The sequence below is a fragment of the Pontibacter flavimaris genome (assembly GCF_001907195.1).
Taxonomy (GTDB): domain Bacteria; phylum Bacteroidota; class Bacteroidia; order Cytophagales; family Hymenobacteraceae; genus Pontibacter; species Pontibacter flavimaris.
The window spans coordinates 133991-153301 of record NZ_LVWA01000009.1 but is presented as its reverse complement, the minus strand read 5'-3'; the positions used below and the strand labels follow the sequence as shown (position 1 = coordinate 153301).

21 protein-coding genes are annotated in these 19311 nt (G+C 54.8%); 9 read left to right on the top strand and 12 right to left on the bottom strand.

Features of this window, described 5'->3' with window-relative positions; translation table 11 throughout:
• Nucleotides 1-17: 17 nt before the first annotated feature.
• The 3 genes from A3841_RS14830 to xerD form a co-directional block, all read right to left on the bottom strand.
• On the bottom strand, nt 18-1565 hold the full coding sequence (locus A3841_RS14830; RefSeq protein ID WP_235861428.1) for a beta-N-acetylhexosaminidase: 1548 nt from the start codon (nt 1563-1565) through the stop codon (nt 18-20).
• 247 nt (nt 1566-1812) lie between these two features.
• Nucleotides 1813-2526, bottom strand: a complete 714-nt coding sequence (locus tag A3841_RS14825; protein WP_139307978.1) for a VIT1/CCC1 transporter family protein — start codon at nt 2524-2526, stop codon at nt 1813-1815.
• Between the two features lie 30 nt (nt 2527-2556).
• Nucleotides 2557-3456, bottom strand: coding sequence for a site-specific tyrosine recombinase XerD (gene xerD / locus A3841_RS14820; protein WP_073853264.1), 900 nt, complete (start codon nt 3454-3456; stop codon nt 2557-2559).
• A 174-nt stretch (nt 3457-3630) separates the two neighbouring features.
• On the opposite strand from xerD, the gene aroQ reads away from it, so the two are divergent.
• From aroQ to A3841_RS14795, 5 genes are all read left to right on the top strand, one after another.
• Entirely contained in the window at nt 3631-4077 is a 447-nt protein-coding gene (gene aroQ / locus A3841_RS14815) for a type II 3-dehydroquinate dehydratase (protein WP_073853262.1), read from the top strand.
• Between the two features lie 80 nt (nt 4078-4157).
• The gene (locus A3841_RS14810) at nt 4158-5219 is read left to right on the top strand and encodes an aminotransferase class V-fold PLP-dependent enzyme (RefSeq protein WP_073853260.1); all 1062 of its coding nucleotides are present in this window, start codon (nt 4158-4160) and stop codon (nt 5217-5219) included.
• 119 nt (nt 5220-5338) lie between these two features.
• Nucleotides 5339-5899: a MarC family protein gene (locus A3841_RS14805; protein WP_073853258.1), complete on the top strand. Its 561-nt coding sequence runs from the start codon at nt 5339-5341 to the stop codon at nt 5897-5899.
• Nucleotides 5900-5980: 81 nt separating this feature from the next.
• On the top strand, nt 5981-6445 hold the full coding sequence (rnhA, locus tag A3841_RS14800) for a ribonuclease HI (protein ID WP_073853255.1): 465 nt from the start codon (nt 5981-5983) through the stop codon (nt 6443-6445).
• Nucleotides 6446-6610: 165 nt separating this feature from the next.
• On the top strand, nt 6611-7327 hold the full coding sequence (locus A3841_RS14795; RefSeq protein WP_073853252.1) for a tRNA1(Val) (adenine(37)-N6)-methyltransferase: 717 nt from the start codon (nt 6611-6613) through the stop codon (nt 7325-7327).
• Nucleotides 7328-7344: 17 nt separating this feature from the next.
• On the opposite strand, the gene A3841_RS14790 is transcribed toward A3841_RS14795, so the two are convergent.
• Together A3841_RS14790 and A3841_RS14785 are read right to left on the bottom strand one after the other, a co-directional pair.
• On the bottom strand, nt 7345-7725 hold the full coding sequence (locus A3841_RS14790) for a nuclear transport factor 2 family protein (RefSeq protein ID WP_083610386.1): 381 nt from the start codon (nt 7723-7725) through the stop codon (nt 7345-7347).
• 66 nt (nt 7726-7791) lie between these two features.
• A complete protein-coding gene (locus A3841_RS14785; protein WP_073853463.1) occupies nt 7792-9144 on the bottom strand; it encodes a saccharopine dehydrogenase C-terminal domain-containing protein in 1353 nt (450 codons plus the stop codon).
• Nucleotides 9145-9273: 129 nt separating this feature from the next.
• Here A3841_RS14785 and cdd point away from each other — a divergent pair, with 129 nt between their 5' ends.
• Together cdd and A3841_RS14775 are read left to right on the top strand one after the other, a co-directional pair.
• On the top strand, nt 9274-9756 hold the full coding sequence (gene cdd, locus A3841_RS14780; protein WP_073853248.1) for a cytidine deaminase: 483 nt from the start codon (nt 9274-9276) through the stop codon (nt 9754-9756).
• A 210-nt stretch (nt 9757-9966) separates the two neighbouring features.
• Nucleotides 9967-10614, top strand: a complete 648-nt coding sequence (locus A3841_RS14775) for an alpha/beta hydrolase (RefSeq protein WP_073853245.1) — start codon at nt 9967-9969, stop codon at nt 10612-10614.
• An 8-nt stretch (nt 10615-10622) separates the two neighbouring features.
• On the opposite strand, the gene A3841_RS14770 is transcribed toward A3841_RS14775, so the two are convergent.
• Nucleotides 10623-11837: a sensor histidine kinase gene (locus A3841_RS14770; protein ID WP_073853243.1), complete on the bottom strand. Its 1215-nt coding sequence runs from the start codon at nt 11835-11837 to the stop codon at nt 10623-10625.
• A 113-nt stretch (nt 11838-11950) separates the two neighbouring features.
• Nucleotides 11951-12349, bottom strand: a complete 399-nt coding sequence (locus A3841_RS14765; protein ID WP_073853240.1) for a VOC family protein — start codon at nt 12347-12349, stop codon at nt 11951-11953.
• A gap of 121 nt (nt 12350-12470) precedes the next feature.
• Here A3841_RS14765 and A3841_RS14760 point away from each other — a divergent pair, with 121 nt between their 5' ends.
• On the top strand, nt 12471-13313 hold the full coding sequence (locus A3841_RS14760) for a hypothetical protein (protein ID WP_073853238.1): 843 nt from the start codon (nt 12471-12473) through the stop codon (nt 13311-13313).
• A 74-nt stretch (nt 13314-13387) separates the two neighbouring features.
• Here A3841_RS14760 and lgt read toward each other — a convergent pair whose 3' ends face one another.
• The 5 genes from lgt to A3841_RS14735 all read right to left on the bottom strand — a co-directional run bounded on the left by lgt (nt 13388) and on the right by A3841_RS14735 (nt 18726).
• The gene (gene lgt / locus A3841_RS14755) at nt 13388-14227 is read right to left on the bottom strand and encodes a prolipoprotein diacylglyceryl transferase (protein WP_073853236.1); all 840 of its coding nucleotides are present in this window, start codon (nt 14225-14227) and stop codon (nt 13388-13390) included.
• A gap of 162 nt (nt 14228-14389) precedes the next feature.
• Nucleotides 14390-16276 carry an NAD(+) synthase gene (nadE, locus tag A3841_RS14750; protein WP_073853233.1) on the bottom strand — a complete coding sequence of 629 codons (1887 nt, stop codon included), beginning with the start codon at nt 16274-16276 and terminating at the stop codon, nt 14390-14392.
• A 162-nt stretch (nt 16277-16438) separates the two neighbouring features.
• The gene (rnc, locus tag A3841_RS14745) at nt 16439-17179 is read right to left on the bottom strand and encodes a ribonuclease III (protein ID WP_073853231.1); all 741 of its coding nucleotides are present in this window, start codon (nt 17177-17179) and stop codon (nt 16439-16441) included.
• Nucleotides 17179-18432, bottom strand: coding sequence for a beta-ketoacyl-ACP synthase II (gene fabF, locus A3841_RS14740; protein ID WP_073853228.1), 1254 nt, complete (start codon nt 18430-18432; stop codon nt 17179-17181). Before fabF ends, rnc begins: the two co-directional genes overlap by 1 nt.
• A gap of 57 nt (nt 18433-18489) precedes the next feature.
• On the bottom strand, nt 18490-18726 hold the full coding sequence (locus A3841_RS14735; RefSeq protein ID WP_018477241.1) for an acyl carrier protein: 237 nt from the start codon (nt 18724-18726) through the stop codon (nt 18490-18492).
• A 154-nt stretch (nt 18727-18880) separates the two neighbouring features.
• Here A3841_RS14735 and A3841_RS14730 point away from each other — a divergent pair, with 154 nt between their 5' ends.
• On the top strand, nt 18881-19309 hold the full coding sequence (locus tag A3841_RS14730; protein ID WP_073853225.1) for an IPExxxVDY family protein: 429 nt from the start codon (nt 18881-18883) through the stop codon (nt 19307-19309).
• The last annotated feature ends 2 nt before the right edge of the window (nt 19310-19311 follow it).

The following is a 19311-nucleotide window of genomic DNA, read 5'->3' as shown; positions in this document are numbered from 1 at the left end:
GTTTGTGTCGCCCCTCTTTACTTCTCCGCCGTCCATTGCTCAAAATTACGGAAATAGGCAGCTCCCCAATATTCATACCGTGGGATGATGGCTTGCTCAAGCCTCCTTTTGAAGTCCTGGTAATCTCTCTTGTGGCGTGGGGACCAAAGCACCTCGCTCAGTGCCGTCATCCTCGGGAAGACCATGTACTCTACCTTAGCCGGACTGCCGATGTACTCTGTCCACACGTTGGCCTGCGCCCCCACAATAAAGCGATCCAGGTTTAGCTTACGTAAGGTGTCAGGCACGGGCTCGAAGGCATAGACAGCATCTAGAGGGTTATAACCATGGATGGCGAGGCTGTCCAGCGGGTCTTTCGACTGGTAATGGTCAAAGTATAACGGCTTGCCCGGTGCCATTATGACCTGGTGCCCGCGCATGGCAGCGGCAATGCCTTCCTTCTCCCCGCCCCAGTTCATGATCAGGGTAGAGGTGTCCAGGTCCCCTTCCAGAATCTCGTGCCAGCCGATCACTTTCTTTCCCTTCGCAGCCAGGTAGCCAGCCACCTGCTCCACAAAGTAGGTCTGCAGCCCCTTCTCATCCTTCAGGTTGTGGTCCTGGATAAACTGCTGCGACACCGGGTCGGCTTTCCACCACATTTTGCTGCACTCATCCCCACCCAGGTGGAAGTACGGGGCCGGAAACAGCTCTGCCACCTCCTGAAAAACCTTCTCCAGGAACTTAAAGGTAGCGGGATTTGGCTGCAGTACGTTGTTCTGGCGGTTATACATGCCCCAGGTGGTCGCCACATTCCAGGTAGTGTCGGGGCGGGTGCTAAATTCCGGATAGGCCGCTATGGTGGCGCGGCTATGGCCGGGTATGTCTATTTCAGGAATGATGCTGATCCCCCGGACCGCGGCATAGCGAATCACCTCGCGCACCTCATCCTTGGTATAATAGCCGCCGTAGCGGGTCGAGTCGTAGCGGGCGGGCTGGTCTTTAAAGTGGCCGATCAGGGTTGCCTCACGCCAGGAGCCGATGGTGTTAAGTTTGGGGTAAGACTCTATTTCAATGCGCCAGCCCTGGTCGTCGGTCAGGTGCCAGTGGAAGGTGTTGAATTTATGGAAAGCCAGGTAGTCGATATACTTTTTGATGAACTCAAGCGGGAACATATGCCGCACCACGTCCAGGTGCATGCCCCGGTAGGAAAAGCGCGGATAGTCCTTTATTTCCACGTTTGGAATTTCCACTTCTGCTACCTGCTCCAGCGGGAAAAGCTGCAGCAGCGTCTGGATGCCATATACCATACCGCCTGTGTCTTTGGCCCTGATGATGACATCTTTACCCGAAACCGTTAAAGTATACATTTCCGCCTTTGTGATAGCCCGCCCACCAAACAGCAGGCGTATGCGGTTGCCGGCAGTGTTTTTCTGCCGGTTGTTCGGCTGTAGCGCCAGGCGCAGCCCGGTCTGGGCAGCCAGCATCTCTTCCAGATAAGCGGCCTGGTCCGCAAACTGCGCATCATACACAATCTGTGCTTCCCGGTTAATGGCAACATGCCCTCGCCGCTTCTGGTTAACCTGCACAGGCGTAGGCGTAATGTCGCTTACAGATTGGGGTAGTGCGAGAAAGGGAATAAAGAGAAATAAAATAAGCGTAAGGCTGCAAAGAGATTGCTTCATTTGGAATATCAGGGTGTGGTAAGTATAAAGATTGCCATGTGTCCGGCACTAACGTGAATAACTGCTTTAAGGCAAAGATATTGCAACCTGATTAGTTGGTCAGCTGGTTCAGAAAACTTAAAGCAAGTATAAAAGTACAGCTGCAGTCATATCACCTGAATAGGTTCTCCAGGAAATCGCCGGCGAAGTAGGCCAGTATAGCGGCAATGCCACCCAGAAACAGCGTTTCGGCCAAGCCTTGCAGCACGTTTTTATCATTCAACGTGCTCTTCAGCACCCCGATTATACTTAGCGCCACCCCCGTAAGCAGGCAGGCGTAGAGAAATAGGTTATCCTGGCTGGTGTTAAAGAGCAGGGCAAATACATAGGCTGCCAAAGGTATAAACCCGATCAGCAGAAAGGAGAAGAAGGTCATGCCGGCTGTCTGGTAGGGGGATTTGCGGTCTTTGGATAGCTCCAGTTCCTCCTTCATCATGGTGTCCACCCATACATCCTTGTTAGAGGTGATCACCCCCACTACCTGCTCCAGCAGTTCCCCCTCAAAGCCTTTTTTCCGGTAGATGTCGCGGATCTCCTCCACCTCCGTCTCCCGCAGGTTTTCGATCTCCCAGTACTCGGTGGCTTTATGCTTGTCGTAGGCATCCACGTTTGCCTTGGAGGAAAAGAAATTACCCACCGACATAGAGAAGCCGTCCGCGATAAGGTTGGCAAAACCAAGTATGATAATTACCGGAATCTCAAAACCGGCGCCCGTGGCGCCGGCCACCACGGCAAAAGTAGTAATGGCACCGTCTATGCCGCCGTACACAAACTCGGGCAGAAACTCCCTAAAACCGGATCCGTTTGTTGCGTGTGGCTCTGACATAGTGGTTGGGTTTAGAGGCTTATACTTTTATCAGCTTCGCGGGTGAAAATCCTTGATCACCTGCTTCAGGTAGTCGCGGTCCAGGTGTGTGTAGATCTCGGTGGTAGTGATGGACTCATGGCCCAGCATCTCCTGCACGGCACGCAGGTCGGCGCCGCCCTCAATCAGGTGCGTGGCAAAGGAGTGGCGGAACGTGTGGGGGCTCACCGTTTTCTGGATACCGGCTTTGGCGGCCAGGTCTTTGATGATCGTGAACACCATCACGCGCGTCAGTTTAGCGCCGCGGCGGTTCAGGAAGAGGATATCCTCGTGCCCTTTCTTGATGTTGAGGTGGCAGCGGATGCCTTCGCGGTAGAGCTTAATGTGCTTCAGCGCGTCGCGCCCGATCGGCACCAGGCGCTCTTTCTCGCCCTTACCGGAGATCTTCAGGAACCCGGCATCTTCATACAAGTTGCTGATGCGCAGTTCCAGCAGCTCAGACACGCGGAGGCCGGAGCTGTAGAGCGTCTCCAGCATGGCGCGGTTGCGGGTGCCCTCGGGCGTGGAGAGGTCGATGGCGGCCAGCAGCTCCTCTATCTCATGGAAGGCGAGGGTATCGGGCAGTTTGCGACTCAGTTTCGGCGCCTCGATGGTATCGGTGGGGTCGGTCTGCATCATGTCCTCCATGATGAGAAACTTGTAGAAGGCGCGGATGCCGGAGAGGGTGCGGGCCTGCGAGTGCGGCGTCATGCCCAGTTCGTTTATCCACTCCAGGAAATCACGAAGTATGGCCGGCGCCATCTCCTCGGGCGCTACCTGCAGCCCGCGCGCATCCAGGAACTCGACCAGTTTGCGCACATCGCGCCCGTAAGCCTCTACCGAGTGGCGCGAGAGCGACTTCTCCAGTTTCAGGTATTCCTCGAATTGCTTGATGCAGATGCGCCAGTTCACGGTTGGGAGTTAGAAAGTTAGAAAGTTAAAAAGTTAGAAAGTCGGGGAAGTATACTTTTCGTACCCTCTGCCCAAACATTTACCAATTTAACCGGCCAACAATTAAACAATTTTTATCACGCAAAGATAGTTAATCCTTACCTTTGTAGCTTTGGAAGTTTGCATACTTTAACTATGAAGATACTCATCCTGAACGGCCCGAACCTGAACCTGCTGGGGGTGCGCGAGAAATCAGTATACGGCAGCCGCTCCTTCGAAGATTATTTTGAGGAGCTGAAAGCGGCGTTTCCGGTGCTGGAGCTCTCGTATTTCCAGTCGAACACGGAAGGCGTATTGATCGACAAGCTGCACGAGGTGGGCTTTAGCCACAAGGGCATCGTGTTTAACGCCGGTGCCTACACCCATACGTCGGTGGCGCTTTCGGATGCCATCAGGGCCATCGACACGCCGGTGGTGGAAGTGCATATTTCCAATGTTCATGCCCGGGAGGCCTGGCGGCAGAAAAGTATGATCGCGCCTTACTGCAAAGGCAGCATCAGCGGCTTCGGGCTGGAGAGCTACCGGCTTGCGCTGCAGTATTTTGAGCGCCTGAAGCCAAAACAGATCGGCTTTAATGTATGATTTTGGCAACCTGCATCGTTATAGGTTCATTAAATACAATTTCTATAATATAGTGTGAAAACTATATAAATTACCGCCTCATGCTCAACTTCTATCCCGGCCCCTCCAAAGTATACCCTGAAGTGCGCACCTACCTTGTAGATGCCTACGATGAGGGTATTCTGAGCACCCCACACCGGGGCGAGCAGTTTGTGCAGGTGTCGCGGGCAGTGGTTGGCTCCATCAAGCGCAAGCTCAACATCCCGCAGGATTACTATATTTTCTTCACCTCATCGGCCACTGAGTGCTGGGAGATCCTGATTCAGAGCCTTACCAAGCACAAGAGCTACCACATTTACAATGGCTCGTTTGGGCAGAAGTGGTTTGAATACGCCAAAAAGCTGCGCCCCGCCGCAGAGGGGCTCCAGTTCGATTTTAATGAGCCGATGCCGGTGAGCGAGCTGCAAATAAGCGCCGACACCGAGCTGATCTGCTTTACGCAGAACGAAACCTCCAACGGCACGCAGGTAAGCCCCACCACTATCCTGAACCTGCACAACCGCTTCCGCGACACCCTGATTGCCGTGGACGCGACCTCCTCCATGGCCGGACTGAACCTGAAACTGATCAAGGCCGACATCTGGTTTGCCTCGGTGCAGAAGTGCTTTGGCCTGCCGCCGGGCCTGGCGGTGATAGCCTGCTCGCCGCGCTCTATTTTCAGGGCGAAGAAGATGGCCGAGCGCAACCATTACAACAGCCTGGTGCCCATCTATGAGAAAATGCTGAACTACCAGACCACGCATACGCCCAACGAGCTCAACATTTACCTGCTCAAGCGCATGCTCGAGGACCGGCCCTTTATCAAAGGCATAGACCAGCACCTGACCGACCGCGCCCAGGACCTGTATACTTTCTTTGAGCAGTTCGACGACTTTAAGCCGCTGGTGGAAAACGAGGAAGTACGTTCCAAAACGGTGATTACGCTGGCAGGTAACGACAAATTAATAGAAGATGCCAAGAAGCGCGCCCTGCACCACAACATCCGCCTGGGCAACGGCTACGGCCCCTGGGCACGCACCACGTTCCGCATCGCCAACTTCCCGGCCATAGAGGATGAGGAATACGAGGAGCTGAAGCGCTTTTTCCTGCATTATTACGCCTAAGCAGAGTTAAAGAGTTTGGGAGTTAGAGCGATTAGGAGTTCTTTTGCATCCTAGAACTGCTGATTTTCCAATTTTGCCTGACTCTCTAACTCTCTAAATCTTTAACTCTCTAACTGTCTATGTTTAGCATCAAAGAGATAGCCTCTGTTACGCTCACGCTGTTCGCCGTGATCGATATCATCGGCTCCATCCCGATCATCATCAACCTGCGCAAGCGCGAAGGCAGGATCGAGTCGGAGAAGGCCACCATTATCTCGGGTATCCTGATGATCGCATTTCTGTTTCTGGGGCAGTCCATCCTGAAGCTCTTCGGCATCGACTTTGAGTCGTTCGCCATGGCCGGTGCCATTATCATCTTCCTGATCGGCCTGGAGATGATCCTGGGCAAGGACTTCTTCCATACCGATCCGGATACCAAAAGCGGCTCCATTGTGCCGCTGGCCTTTCCGCTTATCGTGGGGGCCGGCACCATGACCACGCTGCTCTCGCTACGGGCTGCTTACTCGCTGCCCAACGTGTTGGTAGGCATTGTGATCAACCTGGTGTTCGTGTACATCGTGCTCAAATCGAGCAGCTGGATTGAGGCTAAACTGGGCAAGGGCGGGGCCGACGTGCTGCGCAAGGTCTTCGGTGTCATCCTGCTCGCCATCGCTATCAAACTGTTTAAAACGAATTTGTAATTTTGAATGAGTGAATGAGCGACTGAGTGAATTTTAAGCATTCGCTCATGCACCCATTCACTCATTCACTCATTTAAGTACATGATCGAATTATTCACTGACGGAGCCTCGCGCGGCAACCCGGGACCGGGGGGCTACGGCACCATTCTGCGCTGGAAGCAGCACGAGAAAGAACTGACAGAGGGATTCCGTAAAACAACCAACAACCGCATGGAGCTGCTGGCCGTGATCAAGGGGCTGGAGGCGATTACAAAGCCCGGCATGCCGGTTACCGTTTACTCCGACTCCAAGTATGTGGTGGATGCCGTGGAAAAGGGCTGGGTGTTTGGCTGGCAGAAGAAAGGCTTTAAAGGCAAAGCCAACGCCGACCTGTGGTCCCGTTTCCTGCGCGTGTACCCTAAGCATAAGGTAAAATTTGTATGGATACGCGGCCACGCCGGCCATCCCGAAAATGAGCGCTGCGACGTGCTGGCGGTAAACAGCGCCCTCTCCCCTAACCTTCTCATCGACCAGGGCTTCGAGTCCGGGGCGTGCCAGCCGAGTTGATAGCTTGGTTATTCGTTATTAGTTGTTCGTTATTCGAGCATGTATAAGCGTCAAATTCTTTTACGAACAGCCAAAGCTGCACACGAGAGGCACAACATTTTTCCTCGCTTCAGCCCCACACTCATAACTAATAACGAACAACGATTAACCAATAACGACCTCCCCGTGCCCAATTCATACTTTCAGTTCAAGCAGTTCCGGGTGGAGCAGGACAGGTGCGCCATGAAGGTATGCACCGATTCCTGCGTGTTCGGGGCCTATGTGGAGGTTGGGGAGGCGCAGCGGATACTGGATATTGGCACGGGCACGGGGCTGCTCTCGCTGATGGTGGCGCAGCGCAGCGGGGCAAGTATAGATGCCGTGGAGATCAACCCGGAGGCACAGCAACAGGCGCAGGAGAACTTTGCCGCCAGCCCCTGGTCTGAGCGGCTGCACTTGCACCAACAAAGCCTGCAGGAGTTTGCCAGGCAGGAGCGCCCGAAGTATGACCTTATACTTTCCAACCCGCCTTTCTTCCTGAGCTCGCTCAAATCACCGGACGCAGCCAGGAACACCGCCAAGCACACCGGAGAACTGCTTTTTGAGGACATCTTATTCTTCGCCCAGCAGCACCTGACCGAGCAGGGGAGGTTATACTTGCTGCTGCCTCCCGCCGAAGCTTTATACTTTGCCGGGCTGGCCAAAGCCTCTGATTTATACTTGCAGGAGGCGCTGCAGGTGTTTACCTATCATGGCGGCAAGTGCATCCGCCACATCCAGACGTATACTTTTGCTCCGGAAACAGCGCCTGTTTTGAAAGACTTCTTTATCCGGGAGGAGGATAAGGTAACCTATACTTCCGAGTTCAGGCAGCTGTTGCAGCCATACTATCTATACCTTTGAAAGTATAACCTGCGGCTTCAACTGATATCCTGCAGCCGGATGATCTTATGGCCGGAGAAGTAGAAGATAGACTTTCCTTCCATACTTACTTTTTCTCCCGCCTGCATGCCGTTGGGCAGGTCCACGGCCACCGTGCCTTCGTAATCAATGGCCACCTCGGCTATGCCATCCTGAAAGCTGATGCTTTTCACCCGCTGTTCCCGCTCCCGGAAGTACTGCGCCGCATTCTCCGCATGCTGCCGGAAACCGGAAATACCCTGAATCTTAAGGTTGGTGGCACCATCAGAAATATTCTCAAAAACGATGTCCGGATGCAGGTCCTGTACCATTCCGGCCACGTCAAACGAGTTGTAAGCACTAATGTAATGCTCTATTACCTGCCGCTGTTGTTCTTCCATATCCATAAATCAATTTTAAAAAGTATAGGAGAGGCTCTGAGACTCACTTGTCTTACCTAGCATACTTTATATACTTCGCTCCACCACCCTCTCGGTTTCCACAAAGGTAATTCCATACTCCTCCAGCTCCGCCAGCACCGGCTCGTACAGCTCCGGGTAGATCGGAATCACCACGCCACGGTGCGTGATTTTGCCCTGCAACAGCAGCCTGGCCAGTATGCCTACCGGCAAACCGACGGTTTTCGCCATGGCGGTCTGTACCTCGTCCTCGCCCAATGCCACCAACGTGGAGGTTACCTCGCGCAGCTCACCGTTCAGCTCATACCCGAACTGGTGCTGCATCACGATCATGTCCTTGTCGCCCGGCGTAAGGCTTAGCTTTTCTTTCAGGATCTTTTCGAGGATTTGTGCCGGCGTAGCAGCTTCCATACTTACAGGTGTATCTTCAAACAGCCCCAACCACTCCAGTTTCTGCATCACCTCACCTTCCGCAGGGATACCTAAGTATAGACTCAAGCGCTCTGCCATACTTTGCTCGGGCGAGGCGGCAGGCGGCAGGAAAGACTCCACAAAGGTGCGGTAGGTCATGCGTTCTGAGCCATCCAGGGTATAGCTGTCGTCGGTAAGGCCGAGCTGCACGAATGCGTCCCAGGCCTTGCAATAGCCTTTGCGGCGCAGGGTGCCCCGCAGCATGGTGGGGATGTCGAGCAGGCCGTAGGGTTCGCGGTAGCTCAGGGAGTCGCGGTTGGCGTAGCCCTCGAAATGGCCGTAGCCCTCCACGTAGAATTCATCGGTACGCTGAAACAGCTTATGGTACGGAATATACTTGTACTGCCCTTCTTTGATATACTTGGCCGTGCCCTGCCCCGCCAGCACCACGTTGCGCGGGTTCCAGGTAAACTTATAGTTCCACGGGTTGTTATCCGACTCCGGTGCGACCAGGCCGCCAGTATACGACTTAAACGAGGTGAGCTTGCCACCCGCATCTTTTATACTTTTGATCACGCGCATGGCCGACATGTGGTCGATGCCCGGGTCCAGGCCGGATTCCATCAGGATCGTCAGGTTCTTCTGCTGGGCCTCGGCGTGCAGCGCCAGAAAGTCCGGCGACACGTAGCTGGCCGTGATCAGGTGCTTCTCTTGCTTGAGGCACTCCCGCGCCACCTCGATATGAAAAATGGCCGGCAGCAGCGAGATCACCAGGTCGGCCTTGCCTACCTCCGCAGCCCGTTGCTTGGCATCGTGCACGTTAAAGGTAATTGCCTGAGCAAAAGAAATGGGTTCCACGAGCGGTTGCAGGTGCGTTATACTTATATCGCCAATGGTGATGTGCCAGTTCTCGGCGGTGGCGTTATCAAATAAATATTTTATTAGCGACGAAGCCGAGCGGCCGGCTCCCAGAAGCAGGATCTTCTTCATAGTGAGGTTGTGGTGTTTGCCCATAAGTTAGAAATTACATGGTGCAAGGCAAAGGTTAAGTATGGTTTTATCAGAATATAAGCTTAAATTTATAGCCCTTTTCTGATTTTTGAACCGACCTGATACGAAATGGCAAGTAAACTGAATATTGAAATAAGTGTGGATGTGCTGGAGCCGCAGGAGCTGTCGCCGGAGGAGGAGCAGGCCATGCAGCTTGCCCGGGAGGCCGCCAACGACGCTTACGCTCCCTATTCCAATTTTCTGGTGGGGGCGGCCCTGCTGCTGGAGGACGGCACGCTGTTTAAAGGCAGCAACCAGGAGAATGCGGCATACCCGTCGGGCCTCTGCGCAGAGCGCACCGCCCTGTTTGCCCTGAGCGCGCATCACCCCAAAGCCAGGATAAAGCTGCTGGCCGTAACCGCACGCCGCCGCCACGAGCAGCAGTTTGTGCCAGCTATGCCCTGCGGGGCTTGTCGCCAGGTAATGGCGGAGTACGAGTTCCGCCAGCAGGAGCCCATACCCGTCCTGTTGCAGGCTCCCAACGGCCGTTTCTACCGCTTTGAGTGCGTAGCCGACCTGCTGCCCTTCCAGTTCACACCAGACCACCTGTAGAGAGTTAGAGAGTTTGGGAGTTTGGGAGTTTGGGAGTTAGAAGGTTAGAAGGTTGGGAAGTTAGAAGGTTAGAAGGTTGGGAAGTTAGAAGGTTGGGAAGTTAGAAAGTTGAGCTTGATTGGCCCTGTGTCCAGGTATACGTTATACTTGGTAATCCACCTGGATAAGGGTAATGGAAGTATAAATCCCAAATGCGCCTATCTTTAGATCATGAATGAATACAGCCTTACCGTGCCCCGCACGGCCCGCTACTATACTTTGGGCACGCCTTCTGAAAGTATAACGGACCTCTGGATCGTGTGCCACGGCTATGGGCAGCTGGCGCGCTTCTTCCTGCGGCACTTCAGCGTGCTGGACGACGGGCAGACGCTGGTGGTAGCCCCGGAGGCACTATCACGGTTTTACCTGGAGCGGTTCTCGGGCCGTGTAGGCGCCACCTGGATGACCAAGGAAGACCGGCTTTCTGAGATTGAGGACCAGGCCAGCTACCTGAACCTGCTCTTGCAGGAGCAGCTGCGCCAGTTGCCGCAGAATGTGCGCGTAACAGTGCTGGGCTTCTCCCAGGGCGGGGCTACCGTTAGCCGTTGGCTGGCCACGCGAAACGTACCCGTGCACCGGCTCATACTTTGGGCCGCCTCATTCCCCGAGGATATCGACTTTGCCAACGGAAAAGCCGCTTTCTCTAACCTACCCGTGGCCCTGGTTTATGGTACCCAGGATGAATTTATCACTCCGGAAACCCTGCAGCGTAAGCAACAGCTGATGCAGGAATTAGGCATCAGACCGCAGGTTTATACTTTCGGGGGCGGCCATACTTTGCACCCCGAAACGCTGGCGCTGGTGAATAGGGAGCTATGAAGCTGGCTTTAGAAGGTGATCGTAAAGGTGGTGCCTTCCGCTGCGCTGCTACGAAACCGGATTTGCTTCCTGCTGTTATCCAGAATCCTTTTTACGATGTATAAGCCGAGGCCGCTTCCTTCCACGTGGTCATGGAAGCGCCTGAACATGGTGAAGACCTTGTCCTGCTTTTCAACCGGAATGCCCATGCCGTTGTCCGTAACCGACAATTGGACCTTTCCATCCACCATGCCCATTTTTAGCAGCACCTCCGGAGTCCTGTCCGGCGATCTATACTTTATGGCGTTGCTCAGGAGGTTGTAGATAATGCTGCGGAAGTTCTTTTTAGAGAAGTAAAGTACAAGCCCCTCCTCGCAGTCCACTTCTATTTTAGCACCGGACGAGGCGATCATACTTACCAGGTCATACTTTACGTGCTCCACTACCTCTTGCAGGTTTATTTCCTCTGTGTCCGCGCTGTCACTGTTCTTATCCACCTCCACAATGGTTGTCAGGTCCTTTATCGTCACGGCGAAGCGCTTAAGCGAGTGCCGCATCATATGTATAAGCTGCCGTACATCCGCTTTGTCCAGGTGCTCTCTGGCAATGACCTCGGATAACTCGTTGAGCAGGCCCTCGATGTTGGAGACAGGGGACTTCAGGTCGTGGGAGGCGGTGTAGACAAAACTCTCCAGGTCGAAGTTCTCCTGTGTCAGGGCCTTGTTCTCATGCTGTAGCTCAAAGGCGGCCACCTGGCTGCGCTCCAGTAGTTCGAGGCTCTGCAGGTGAAAGGCCAGCAGCTCCGCGAACATGGTAAACATGCCGATCACCTTGTCATTGTTCAGTTTAGCCGGCTTGGTATCTATCGCGCACAGTGTCCCGAAGAAAGCCCCGTTTTTAAGGATGATGGGAATAGAGATGTAGCTTTGCAGGCCGTATATCCGGGGTGTGTGGTGATCTTTGTACAGCGGGTCTTCTGCCACACAATCAATCACGATCGGGTTGCGGTGGTCTCGTATCTCGTTGCAGAGCGTGGTCTCGACCTGCAGCTCTCCGCCGGCCTCCAGACCAAACTGCACGTCGTCCCGCACGCTGCAGGCCAGCCACCTGTCGTGGGTTACGCGCGCCACGGCCGCGAAACCCATGCCTGTGGTCTCGCAAATCACGTTGAGTATGGTGGGTACAACCAGGATTTGCCTTACCGCTTCCAGGTCTTTATGTAATGCATCGTGGCTATCAATCATTAAGGATGAAACTGTTTGTTGGGGGAGATTGGACATCACTAAATTAGCTAAAAAAATCTAAAGGAAAAACACCCAATATACACTCTCCGTTCCAACACGGAACGACCAGGGCCTCACCCGCCCCGCTCCCACATCCCCGTCATCACCACCTCCAGCAGGTGCTCGTCCGGGTCGCGGAAGTAGAACGACAGGAAGCCGCCGCCCCAGTCATACTCCTGCTCGATGGCGATGCCGAGGTCCTGCACCTGCTGTTTCCATGCGTCATACTGCTCCTTCTCCACCTCAAAGGCCAGGTGCAGCTGGCCGGAGCCAAAGTGCGGCGGCAGTTTCTTGCTTACCTTAGAGGCCTCCGGGTTAAAGCACAGCAGCACCGACTCCCCCACCCGGAAAAACACGTGCCGCCCCGCCACCTCGCCTATCACCGGGAAGCCGAGCCGGTGGTGGTAAAAGTCTTTGCTCGCCGCCAGGTCCCGCACGTACAGGCAGGTCTCCTTTATCTTCTTGATGTCCATCTTTTTCTGCTAACGTAAAGGGCAAGTATAAACAGCGGCAGCAAAATACCGTCGCTTTTATACTTTTTAGGCTTAACGCGTTCCGGCGCTTCTCGTTTATACTAGCACTATACTACACTACATGAAGCTACTGATTCTGATTACGGCGATTTTCCTGGCGATCATTGGGCTGGGGGCATATTTTTTCCGGGATACTTTTTCGGGGGAGGCGCCCGCAGCGCCCACCGGCCTGCAGCACCTGGCCTCGCTGCCCGCAGAGGTAAGCGAGAGCTCGGGTCTGGCGGTGCTGGCTAAAGGGGAGTACCTGACCCACAATGACGCCGGCAACAGCCCCAACCTGTACCGGATCGACGCGCAGGGCAAGCTGCAGGAAACCATCCGGCTAGAGCTCCCGAACGTGGACTGGGAGGACCTGGCGCAGGACCCGGAGGGCAACATCTACATAGCCGACACGGGCAACAACAGCAACAAGCGCCGCGAGCTGGCCGTGTACCGGGTAAATCCGGAGCAGCCGGGGCAGGTGCAGGCCATCCGCTTCAAGTATGAGGACCAGAAGGAGTTTCCGCCCCCGAAAAAAGACCGCAACTTCGACTCCGAGGCCCTTTTCTGGAGCGACGGCAACCTCTACATCATCTCCAAGGACCGCGGCCGCGGGCAGACCGCCAAAGTATACCAACTCCCCGACGAAGAAGGCACCTACCAGGCCCGGCTCATCGGCAGCCATCCGTTAAAAGCACAGGTTACAGGAGCCGCCATCAGCCCAGACCAGGAAACTGTGGCACTGCTAAGCGAGGGGGAACTGCACCTTTTCAGCGACTTTGGCAGCGTAGAGAAATTCTATGAAGGGAAGTATGAAAAACGGCCGCTGAAAGGCACGGGGCAGACGGAAGCCGTGGCCTTTGAGGACGAGGGAGTGCTGATCATCACCAGCGAGGGCGGCGATTTGTACCGTTATACTTTGTAACCTGGCCACAAAAAAACCTCCCCGCTTGTGCTTAGCCTGCGGGGAGGTTTTCTCTTGATGCGTTTTATACTTAACTATACTTTGTGGCCTTCCTTCAGCCTGCCACCGGGCAGGGCTGGTTTGGGGTTCTGCCATACTTTAAAAAGTATAAACAAGCCAATGATGATCAGCGGGATGCTCAGCAGCTGGCCGATGTTCAGAGCCATGCTTGCCTCTTTCTCCACCTGGTTCTCCTTCAGGAACTCTACCAGGAAGCGGAAAGTGAACAGTGCCGTCACGAAAATGCCGAACAGCAGGCCCTTTGGCAGCGCTTCTTTATACTTCTTCCAGAGCCAGTAAAGCAGCACAAACAGCAGGAACACGCTCAGCGACTCATACAGCTGCGTGGGGTGGCGCGGCACATGCGAGTACTCGTTTTGCCGCAGGAAAATGAAGCCCCACGGCAGGTTGGTCGGGTGGCCGAAGATCTCCGAGTTCATCAGGTTGCCCAGTCGGATGAGGGCACCGCCCAGCGCCACCACGATCACGATGCGGTCCAGCACCCACATGTAGTCGAATTTATACTTGCGGCTGAACAGCCAAAGGGCCAACAGGATACCAATGGTGGCACCGTGGCTGGCCAGCCCACCTTCCCAGATCTTCAGGATCTCAATGGGGTTGCTCAGGTAATACTCCGGGGAGTAAAACAAAGTATGGCCCAGGCGCGCGCCCACTACGGTTCCGATGATCATGTAAATGGTGATCACGTCCACATCGCCCTCGGTGCGGCCCTCAGCCACGTATATTTTGGTCAGGATGCGTTGCCCGATGATAAAGCCCAGCGCGAACAGCAGGCCGTACCAACGGATGCTCAGGGGGCCTATGTGGAAGATCTCCGGGTCAACGTTCCAGGTTATGTAGTTCAGTAAGCTCATAAGGGTGGTGTTATCCTACAAAGTTAGAATAAATCAGCCACCGACAAAACGGAACGCGCCACGCATCTTGCCTGCGCCAGGCAGACGAGCTACAGGTGAAGTATAAAAAAGGCGCTGCCTGGTGTGGCAACGCCTTCTGTCTTTATCCATGCATTTTATACTTCATTTCCCCTGCACCCGCTGCAGCTCCTCTTTAAAGCCGCCGCTCAGGATCGGGAAGCGCAGCCAGCTGCGGGGGTCCACGTTGTAATCGTCGAGGTGGAAGGCCGGGGCGTAGCGTTCGCGCTTCCACTGGTTGCGGCTCCAGAGGCTGTAGAACTTCGTGATCCAGGCCTTCAGCTGCTCCGGTGCGCCCACCTGCCGCTCCAGCAGGATGTCGTATACCTGCTCCGGCGAGCAGCGGTCGTAGAAGGCCAGGCGCTCGATCATGTTCAGCACCTCGTAGGGCATCAGGTCCTTCTCGTCGGTCTGCACCTGCTCCTGTGGCCGCAGCTCCGCGCTTGGCTGCAGGTTGTTCACGTACTGCAAACCGATATAGCCCAGTTCCAGCTGCGCCCACACCAGAAACTGCCGGATGAAGGACTTGTCGATGCCCGCGATCGGGGAGATGCTGCCGGCCGTGTCGCCATCCATGGTGGCGTAACCCACCGAGGCCTCGCTGCGGTTGGAGGTGGCCATCAGCAGCGCATACTTTATGTTGGCCAGCATCCAGATGGCGGGGGCGCGCACCCGGGCCTGTATGTTCTGCAGCGTCACGTCGTCCTGCTGCCAGGTAAGCGGGCGGCCCAGCGCCTGCTCCACCTTGGAAGTATAACCCTGCACCTCCTCATCGATCGTCCAGTTATAGAACGTAGCCCCAATGGAGTCGGCCAGCTCTTTGGCGGAAGTATAAGTGTCGTCGGAGGAGTTGATGGTGCCCTGGTAGGCGCAGGTCAGCAGTTTGCCCACAATGGCCTTGCGGGCCTCCTCCTGCGGCAGCTGCCGGAACCGGGCCTTGTCCTCTCCCGAGAAAAGCAGCGCCTTCTCCACAAACGCCTCCAGGCCGATGCTTTCCACCCCGCGGCGCACCATCTCGGCCACCGCCACGGCACATAAAGAGGAATCCGCCCCGCCGCTCAGCGACAGCACAAAGCCACGGCTGCGGCTCTTGCGCATGTAGTCGAACAGGGCCAGGCTCAGCGCAGCGATCAGTTCCTTGTTCTCATCGATGGGCGGCAGGTACTCGATCACCTCCGTGATAGCCGGTTTATCAGAGAAGCATACTTCGGCAATCTCCAGGTCCACATCCTTGAAGCAGAGCAAATCATTGCGGCGGATCAGCTTGCCGTTCTGCGCGATCAGCACCTCGCCATCATAGATCATCTTCCCCGACTCGTTGCCCAGCAGGTTGGCGTACACATAGGCGCACCGGTACTTCTTGGAGGCATCCACCACCAGCCTGTGGCGCACATCGGTCTTGCTCAGGGCAAAGTGGCTGGCGCTCGGGTTAAGTATAAGCTGCACCCCCTTGGGCATGTGGCGTTCCGCCGGACGGTTCGGCCGCCAGGCATCCTCACAGATCTCGAAGGCATACTTTACGCCCTGCTCCTCATAGATGATATCGCCTATTTTATACTTCTGCCCCTGCATCTCGAACTCCTGCACCTCGTTGGCGGGCCAGGGGGTGAACCAGCGCGGCTCGTAGTGCACGCCATCGTTGGCCAGAAACTGCTTGGCCGTAAACCCAACGATCTCCCTGTTTTTGATGACGCAGGCCGTGTTATATACTTGCTTGTTCAGAAAGATCGGCAAGCCAACTGCCACGGTTATCCCATCGCACCACTCCTTTACCTCCAGTAGCTTTCCGAAGGCCTCTTCTGCTACCCAGGGACTCAGGAACAGGTCTTCGCAGCCGTAGCCGGTAATGCACAGCTCAGGCAACAGCAGGATGTGGGTGTTGTTTTGTTTTGCCTCCGCAATGGCGGTTCTTATGTGCTGCAGGTTGCCTTCCCAATCCATAGGGGTCTGGTTCAGGGCGGCCGCTGCCAGCCTTAGTCTTGTTTCTTCCATAGGTGATTATAACGCATGTATATGGAGGCAAGTTAAGTTTAATTGCTGTATTGTTAAATGGCTGCTCGCCGGGAAACCTGCGTGAAAAACAAGTAGAGGCACAAAGCAAAAAGGCCGCGAAGTATACTTCCCGGCCCACTGGTTACAATCCTACAAGTATGATTACGTGATGTTGAGGAAATCCAGGCCTTTCTCGGCAGCGGCCTGGTCAGCTTTTTTCTTGGAGAGGCCTACGCCAATGGCGATCGGCTTTTCGTCGATGTATACTTCGGAGGTGAACTCGGTGGTGTTGCCCTGCTGCTTGCGCTTGATGATGTCGAAACGGATCTCCAGGTTCTGGCTCTGCGCCCACTCGATCAGCTTGCTCTTGAAGTTGGCCGTGGTGTTCACCAGCTGGTGCAGGTCTACGTGCGGCTTCACCAGCTTGGCAAGTATAAACTGGCGGGTGGTGTTATAGCCCTTGTCCAGGTAGATAGCGCCTACCAGCGCCTCCAGCGCATTTCCGTTCACCGACTTGTGGCGCATGCTGTGGCCGGAGTTATCCACCTTTACCAGCAGGTTCAAGCCGATCTTGAGGGCAATGTGGTTCAGCGACTCCCGGTTTACGATGCGCGAGCGTATCTCCGTCAGAAAACCCTCGTCCTCGTACGGAAACTTCTTGAACAGCAGCTCGGCCACCACGGCACCCAGCACCGCATCGCCCAGGAACTCCAGGCGCTCGTTGGTTTCGTGCTTGCCGGCCGAGGTCTGGCGGGCAAAGGACGTGTGGGTCAGGGCAAGCTTATAGAGCCGCAGGTTATCGGGTGTACTGCCAATAATACCAGCGAGCGAGCGTACTAATCCCTTATCACTATTAAAAAACCTGTGGTAAGCGCGCCGAACTGGTTTAAAAGGCCCAAACACTAATCGTTGTATTGACGGAATATAACAGAGGTATTATGTCCACCGAAACCAAAGGTATTGCTCATGGCCACCTTCACCTCACGCTCCTGCGCCTTGTTGAACGTAAAGTTCAGGCGGGCATCGAAGCTGTCGTCATCGGTGAAGTGGTTGATGGTCGGTGGCACGATGTTGTGACGAACAGCCATGATCGAGGCGATGGCCTCAATGGCACCGGCAGCGCCCAACAGGTGGCCCGTCATGGACTTGGTGGAGCTGATGTTCAGGTTATAGGCGTGGTCGCCGAATACCGTCTGGATCGCCTTCACCTCGCTGATGTCGCCAAGTGGCGTGGAGGTACCGTGCACGTTAATGTAATCCACTTCCTCCGGCTTGATGTTGGCGTCGCGCAACACGTTTTTCATCACGTTGAGTGCGCCCAGGCCCTCCGGGTGAGGAGCCGTGATGTGGTAGGCGTCGGCAGACATGCCGCCACCGATTACCTCGGCGTAGATTTTGGCGCCACGCGCTTTGGCGTGCTCGTACTCCTCCAGAATCAGGGCACCGGCACCCTCGCCCAGCACAAAGCCATCGCGGTCTTTGTCAAAGGGGCGCGAAGCGGTCTCCGGGGAGTCGTTGCGCTCAGAAAGCGCTTTCAGGGCGTTAAAACCACCGATACCAGCCTCTGTTACGGCGGCCTCAGAACCACCCGTCACGATCGCGTCGGCCATACCCAGGCGGATATAGTTGAACGAGTCGATGATGGCGTTTGTGGCGGAGGCGCAGGCAGAAACGGTAACGAAGTTAGGCCCGCGGAAGCCATGCTTGATGGAGATGTGGCCGGCACTGATGTCGGCGATCATCTTCGGGATGAAGAATGGGTTGAAGCGCGGCGTGCCGTCACCGTTGGCAAAGTTCACGCACTCCTCCTGGAAGGTGCGCAAGCCCCCGATGCCGGAGCCCCAGATCACTCCCACACGGTCAGGATCATAGGTTCCCTCAACCAGGTTTGCGTCAGCCACGGCCTGGTCGGCCGCCACAACGGCAAACTGGGAAAACAGGTCCATTTTGCGGGCCTCTTTCCGGTCAAAGTAATTTTCCGGGTCGTATCCTTTTACCTCACAGGCAAACTGGGTCTTAAACTTACTCGCATCAAAGCGTGTGATAGGTGCAGCGCCACTCACGCCATTGATCAGCCCGTTCCAGTACTCCGGAACGGTGCTGCCAAGTGGCGTGAGTGCGCCTAGCCCAGTAACTACGACTCTCTTAAGCTCCATAAGCTGTTAGTAGAGGGATAGATAGTAGAAATTCTTGATAAACTAAGGGGAGGTATATTACTTCGCGTGCTCTTCCAGGTAGCTTACAGCCTGCCCTACAGTAGCGATGTTCTCAGCCTGATCATCCGGGATGGATACGTTGAACTCTTTCTCGAATTCCATGATAAGCTCAACGGTATCCAGTGAGTCGGCGCCAAGGTCGTTAGTGAAGCTAGCCTCCGGAGTAACCTCTGACTCTTCAACACCAAGCTTATCGATGATGATAGCTTTTACTTTTTCTGCGATTTCTGACATTTTTCTTATAGTTAATTAAAACACTGTGCAAAGAAATAGCTTTTAACAGACAATGTCAAAAAAAATTACTCTATTCGCAGCGTAACAAAAGTTTTATACCTTACGCTCCCTTTTCCAGGCAGAGGTTCTTATTTTAGCGTTTCGATCAGAAAGCATGAAAACGCACCGCCTGCAGATAGAGTATGACTATAGCTTTGACTTATACGGCTTGGTTACGTCAGTAAAAGACTATAAGTTAGCCTGGGCGCTCAACAGGCTGCTGGACCTGCGCCTGAAAAAGCAAAAGGACCTGTGTTACGACCTGCCGGAGAAGGAGCGCCTGCTGATTGCTAACTACCAGTGTATCACAGCGCATAACCAGGTGCGGCTTTTCCGCAACAGGGCGCTTGGCAGCTCCGCCCTGAGGAAACCATTTTTACTGCCAGACATTAAAGAGTATGATTATGTGCTGCAAATAACCGGGGCCATGCAGCAGCTGCACCCGCAAGAGCTTGTCAGGAAACTGCTGCAGGCTCCGCTGGTGCAGTATGTGAAACAGTTTGACCCGCTCACTTTAAAATTTAAAGAGAACCTGATTTTCTAAGT

Bases quoted from the DNA above. Each gene is read 5' to 3' on its own strand.
- A3841_RS14825 (WP_139307978.1), bottom strand. From the start codon at position 2,526: ATGTCAGAGCCACACGCAACAAACGGATCCGGTTTTAGGGAGTTTCTG.
- aroQ (WP_073853262.1), top strand. From the start codon at position 3,631: ATGAAGATACTCATCCTGAACGGCCCGAACCTGAACCTGCTGGGGGTG.
- A3841_RS14810 (WP_073853260.1), top strand. From the start codon at position 4,158: ATGCTCAACTTCTATCCCGGCCCCTCCAAAGTATACCCTGAAGTGCGC.
- A3841_RS14805 (WP_073853258.1), top strand. From the start codon at position 5,339: ATGTTTAGCATCAAAGAGATAGCCTCTGTTACGCTCACGCTGTTCGCC.
- rnhA (WP_073853255.1), top strand. From the start codon at position 5,981: ATGATCGAATTATTCACTGACGGAGCCTCGCGCGGCAACCCGGGACCG.
- A3841_RS14790 (WP_083610386.1), bottom strand. From the start codon at position 7,725: ATGGAAGAACAACAGCGGCAGGTAATAGAGCATTACATTAGTGCTTAC.
- A3841_RS14785 (WP_073853463.1), bottom strand. From the start codon at position 9,144: ATGAAGAAGATCCTGCTTCTGGGAGCCGGCCGCTCGGCTTCGTCGCTA.
- cdd (WP_073853248.1), top strand. From the start codon at position 9,274: ATGGCAAGTAAACTGAATATTGAAATAAGTGTGGATGTGCTGGAGCCG.
- A3841_RS14775 (WP_073853245.1), top strand. From the start codon at position 9,967: ATGAATGAATACAGCCTTACCGTGCCCCGCACGGCCCGCTACTATACT.
- A3841_RS14770 (WP_073853243.1), bottom strand. From the start codon at position 11,837: ATGATTGATAGCCACGATGCATTACATAAAGACCTGGAAGCGGTAAGG.
- A3841_RS14765 (WP_073853240.1), bottom strand. From the start codon at position 12,349: ATGGACATCAAGAAGATAAAGGAGACCTGCCTGTACGTGCGGGACCTG.
- A3841_RS14760 (WP_073853238.1), top strand. From the start codon at position 12,471: ATGAAGCTACTGATTCTGATTACGGCGATTTTCCTGGCGATCATTGGG.
- lgt (WP_073853236.1), bottom strand. From the start codon at position 14,227: ATGAGCTTACTGAACTACATAACCTGGAACGTTGACCCGGAGATCTTC.
- nadE (WP_073853233.1), bottom strand. From the start codon at position 16,276: ATGGAAGAAACAAGACTAAGGCTGGCAGCGGCCGCCCTGAACCAGACC.
- fabF (WP_073853228.1), bottom strand. From the start codon at position 18,432: ATGGAGCTTAAGAGAGTCGTAGTTACTGGGCTAGGCGCACTCACGCCA.
- A3841_RS14735 (WP_018477241.1), bottom strand. From the start codon at position 18,726: ATGTCAGAAATCGCAGAAAAAGTAAAAGCTATCATCATCGATAAGCTT.
- A3841_RS14730 (WP_073853225.1), top strand. From the start codon at position 18,881: ATGAAAACGCACCGCCTGCAGATAGAGTATGACTATAGCTTTGACTTA.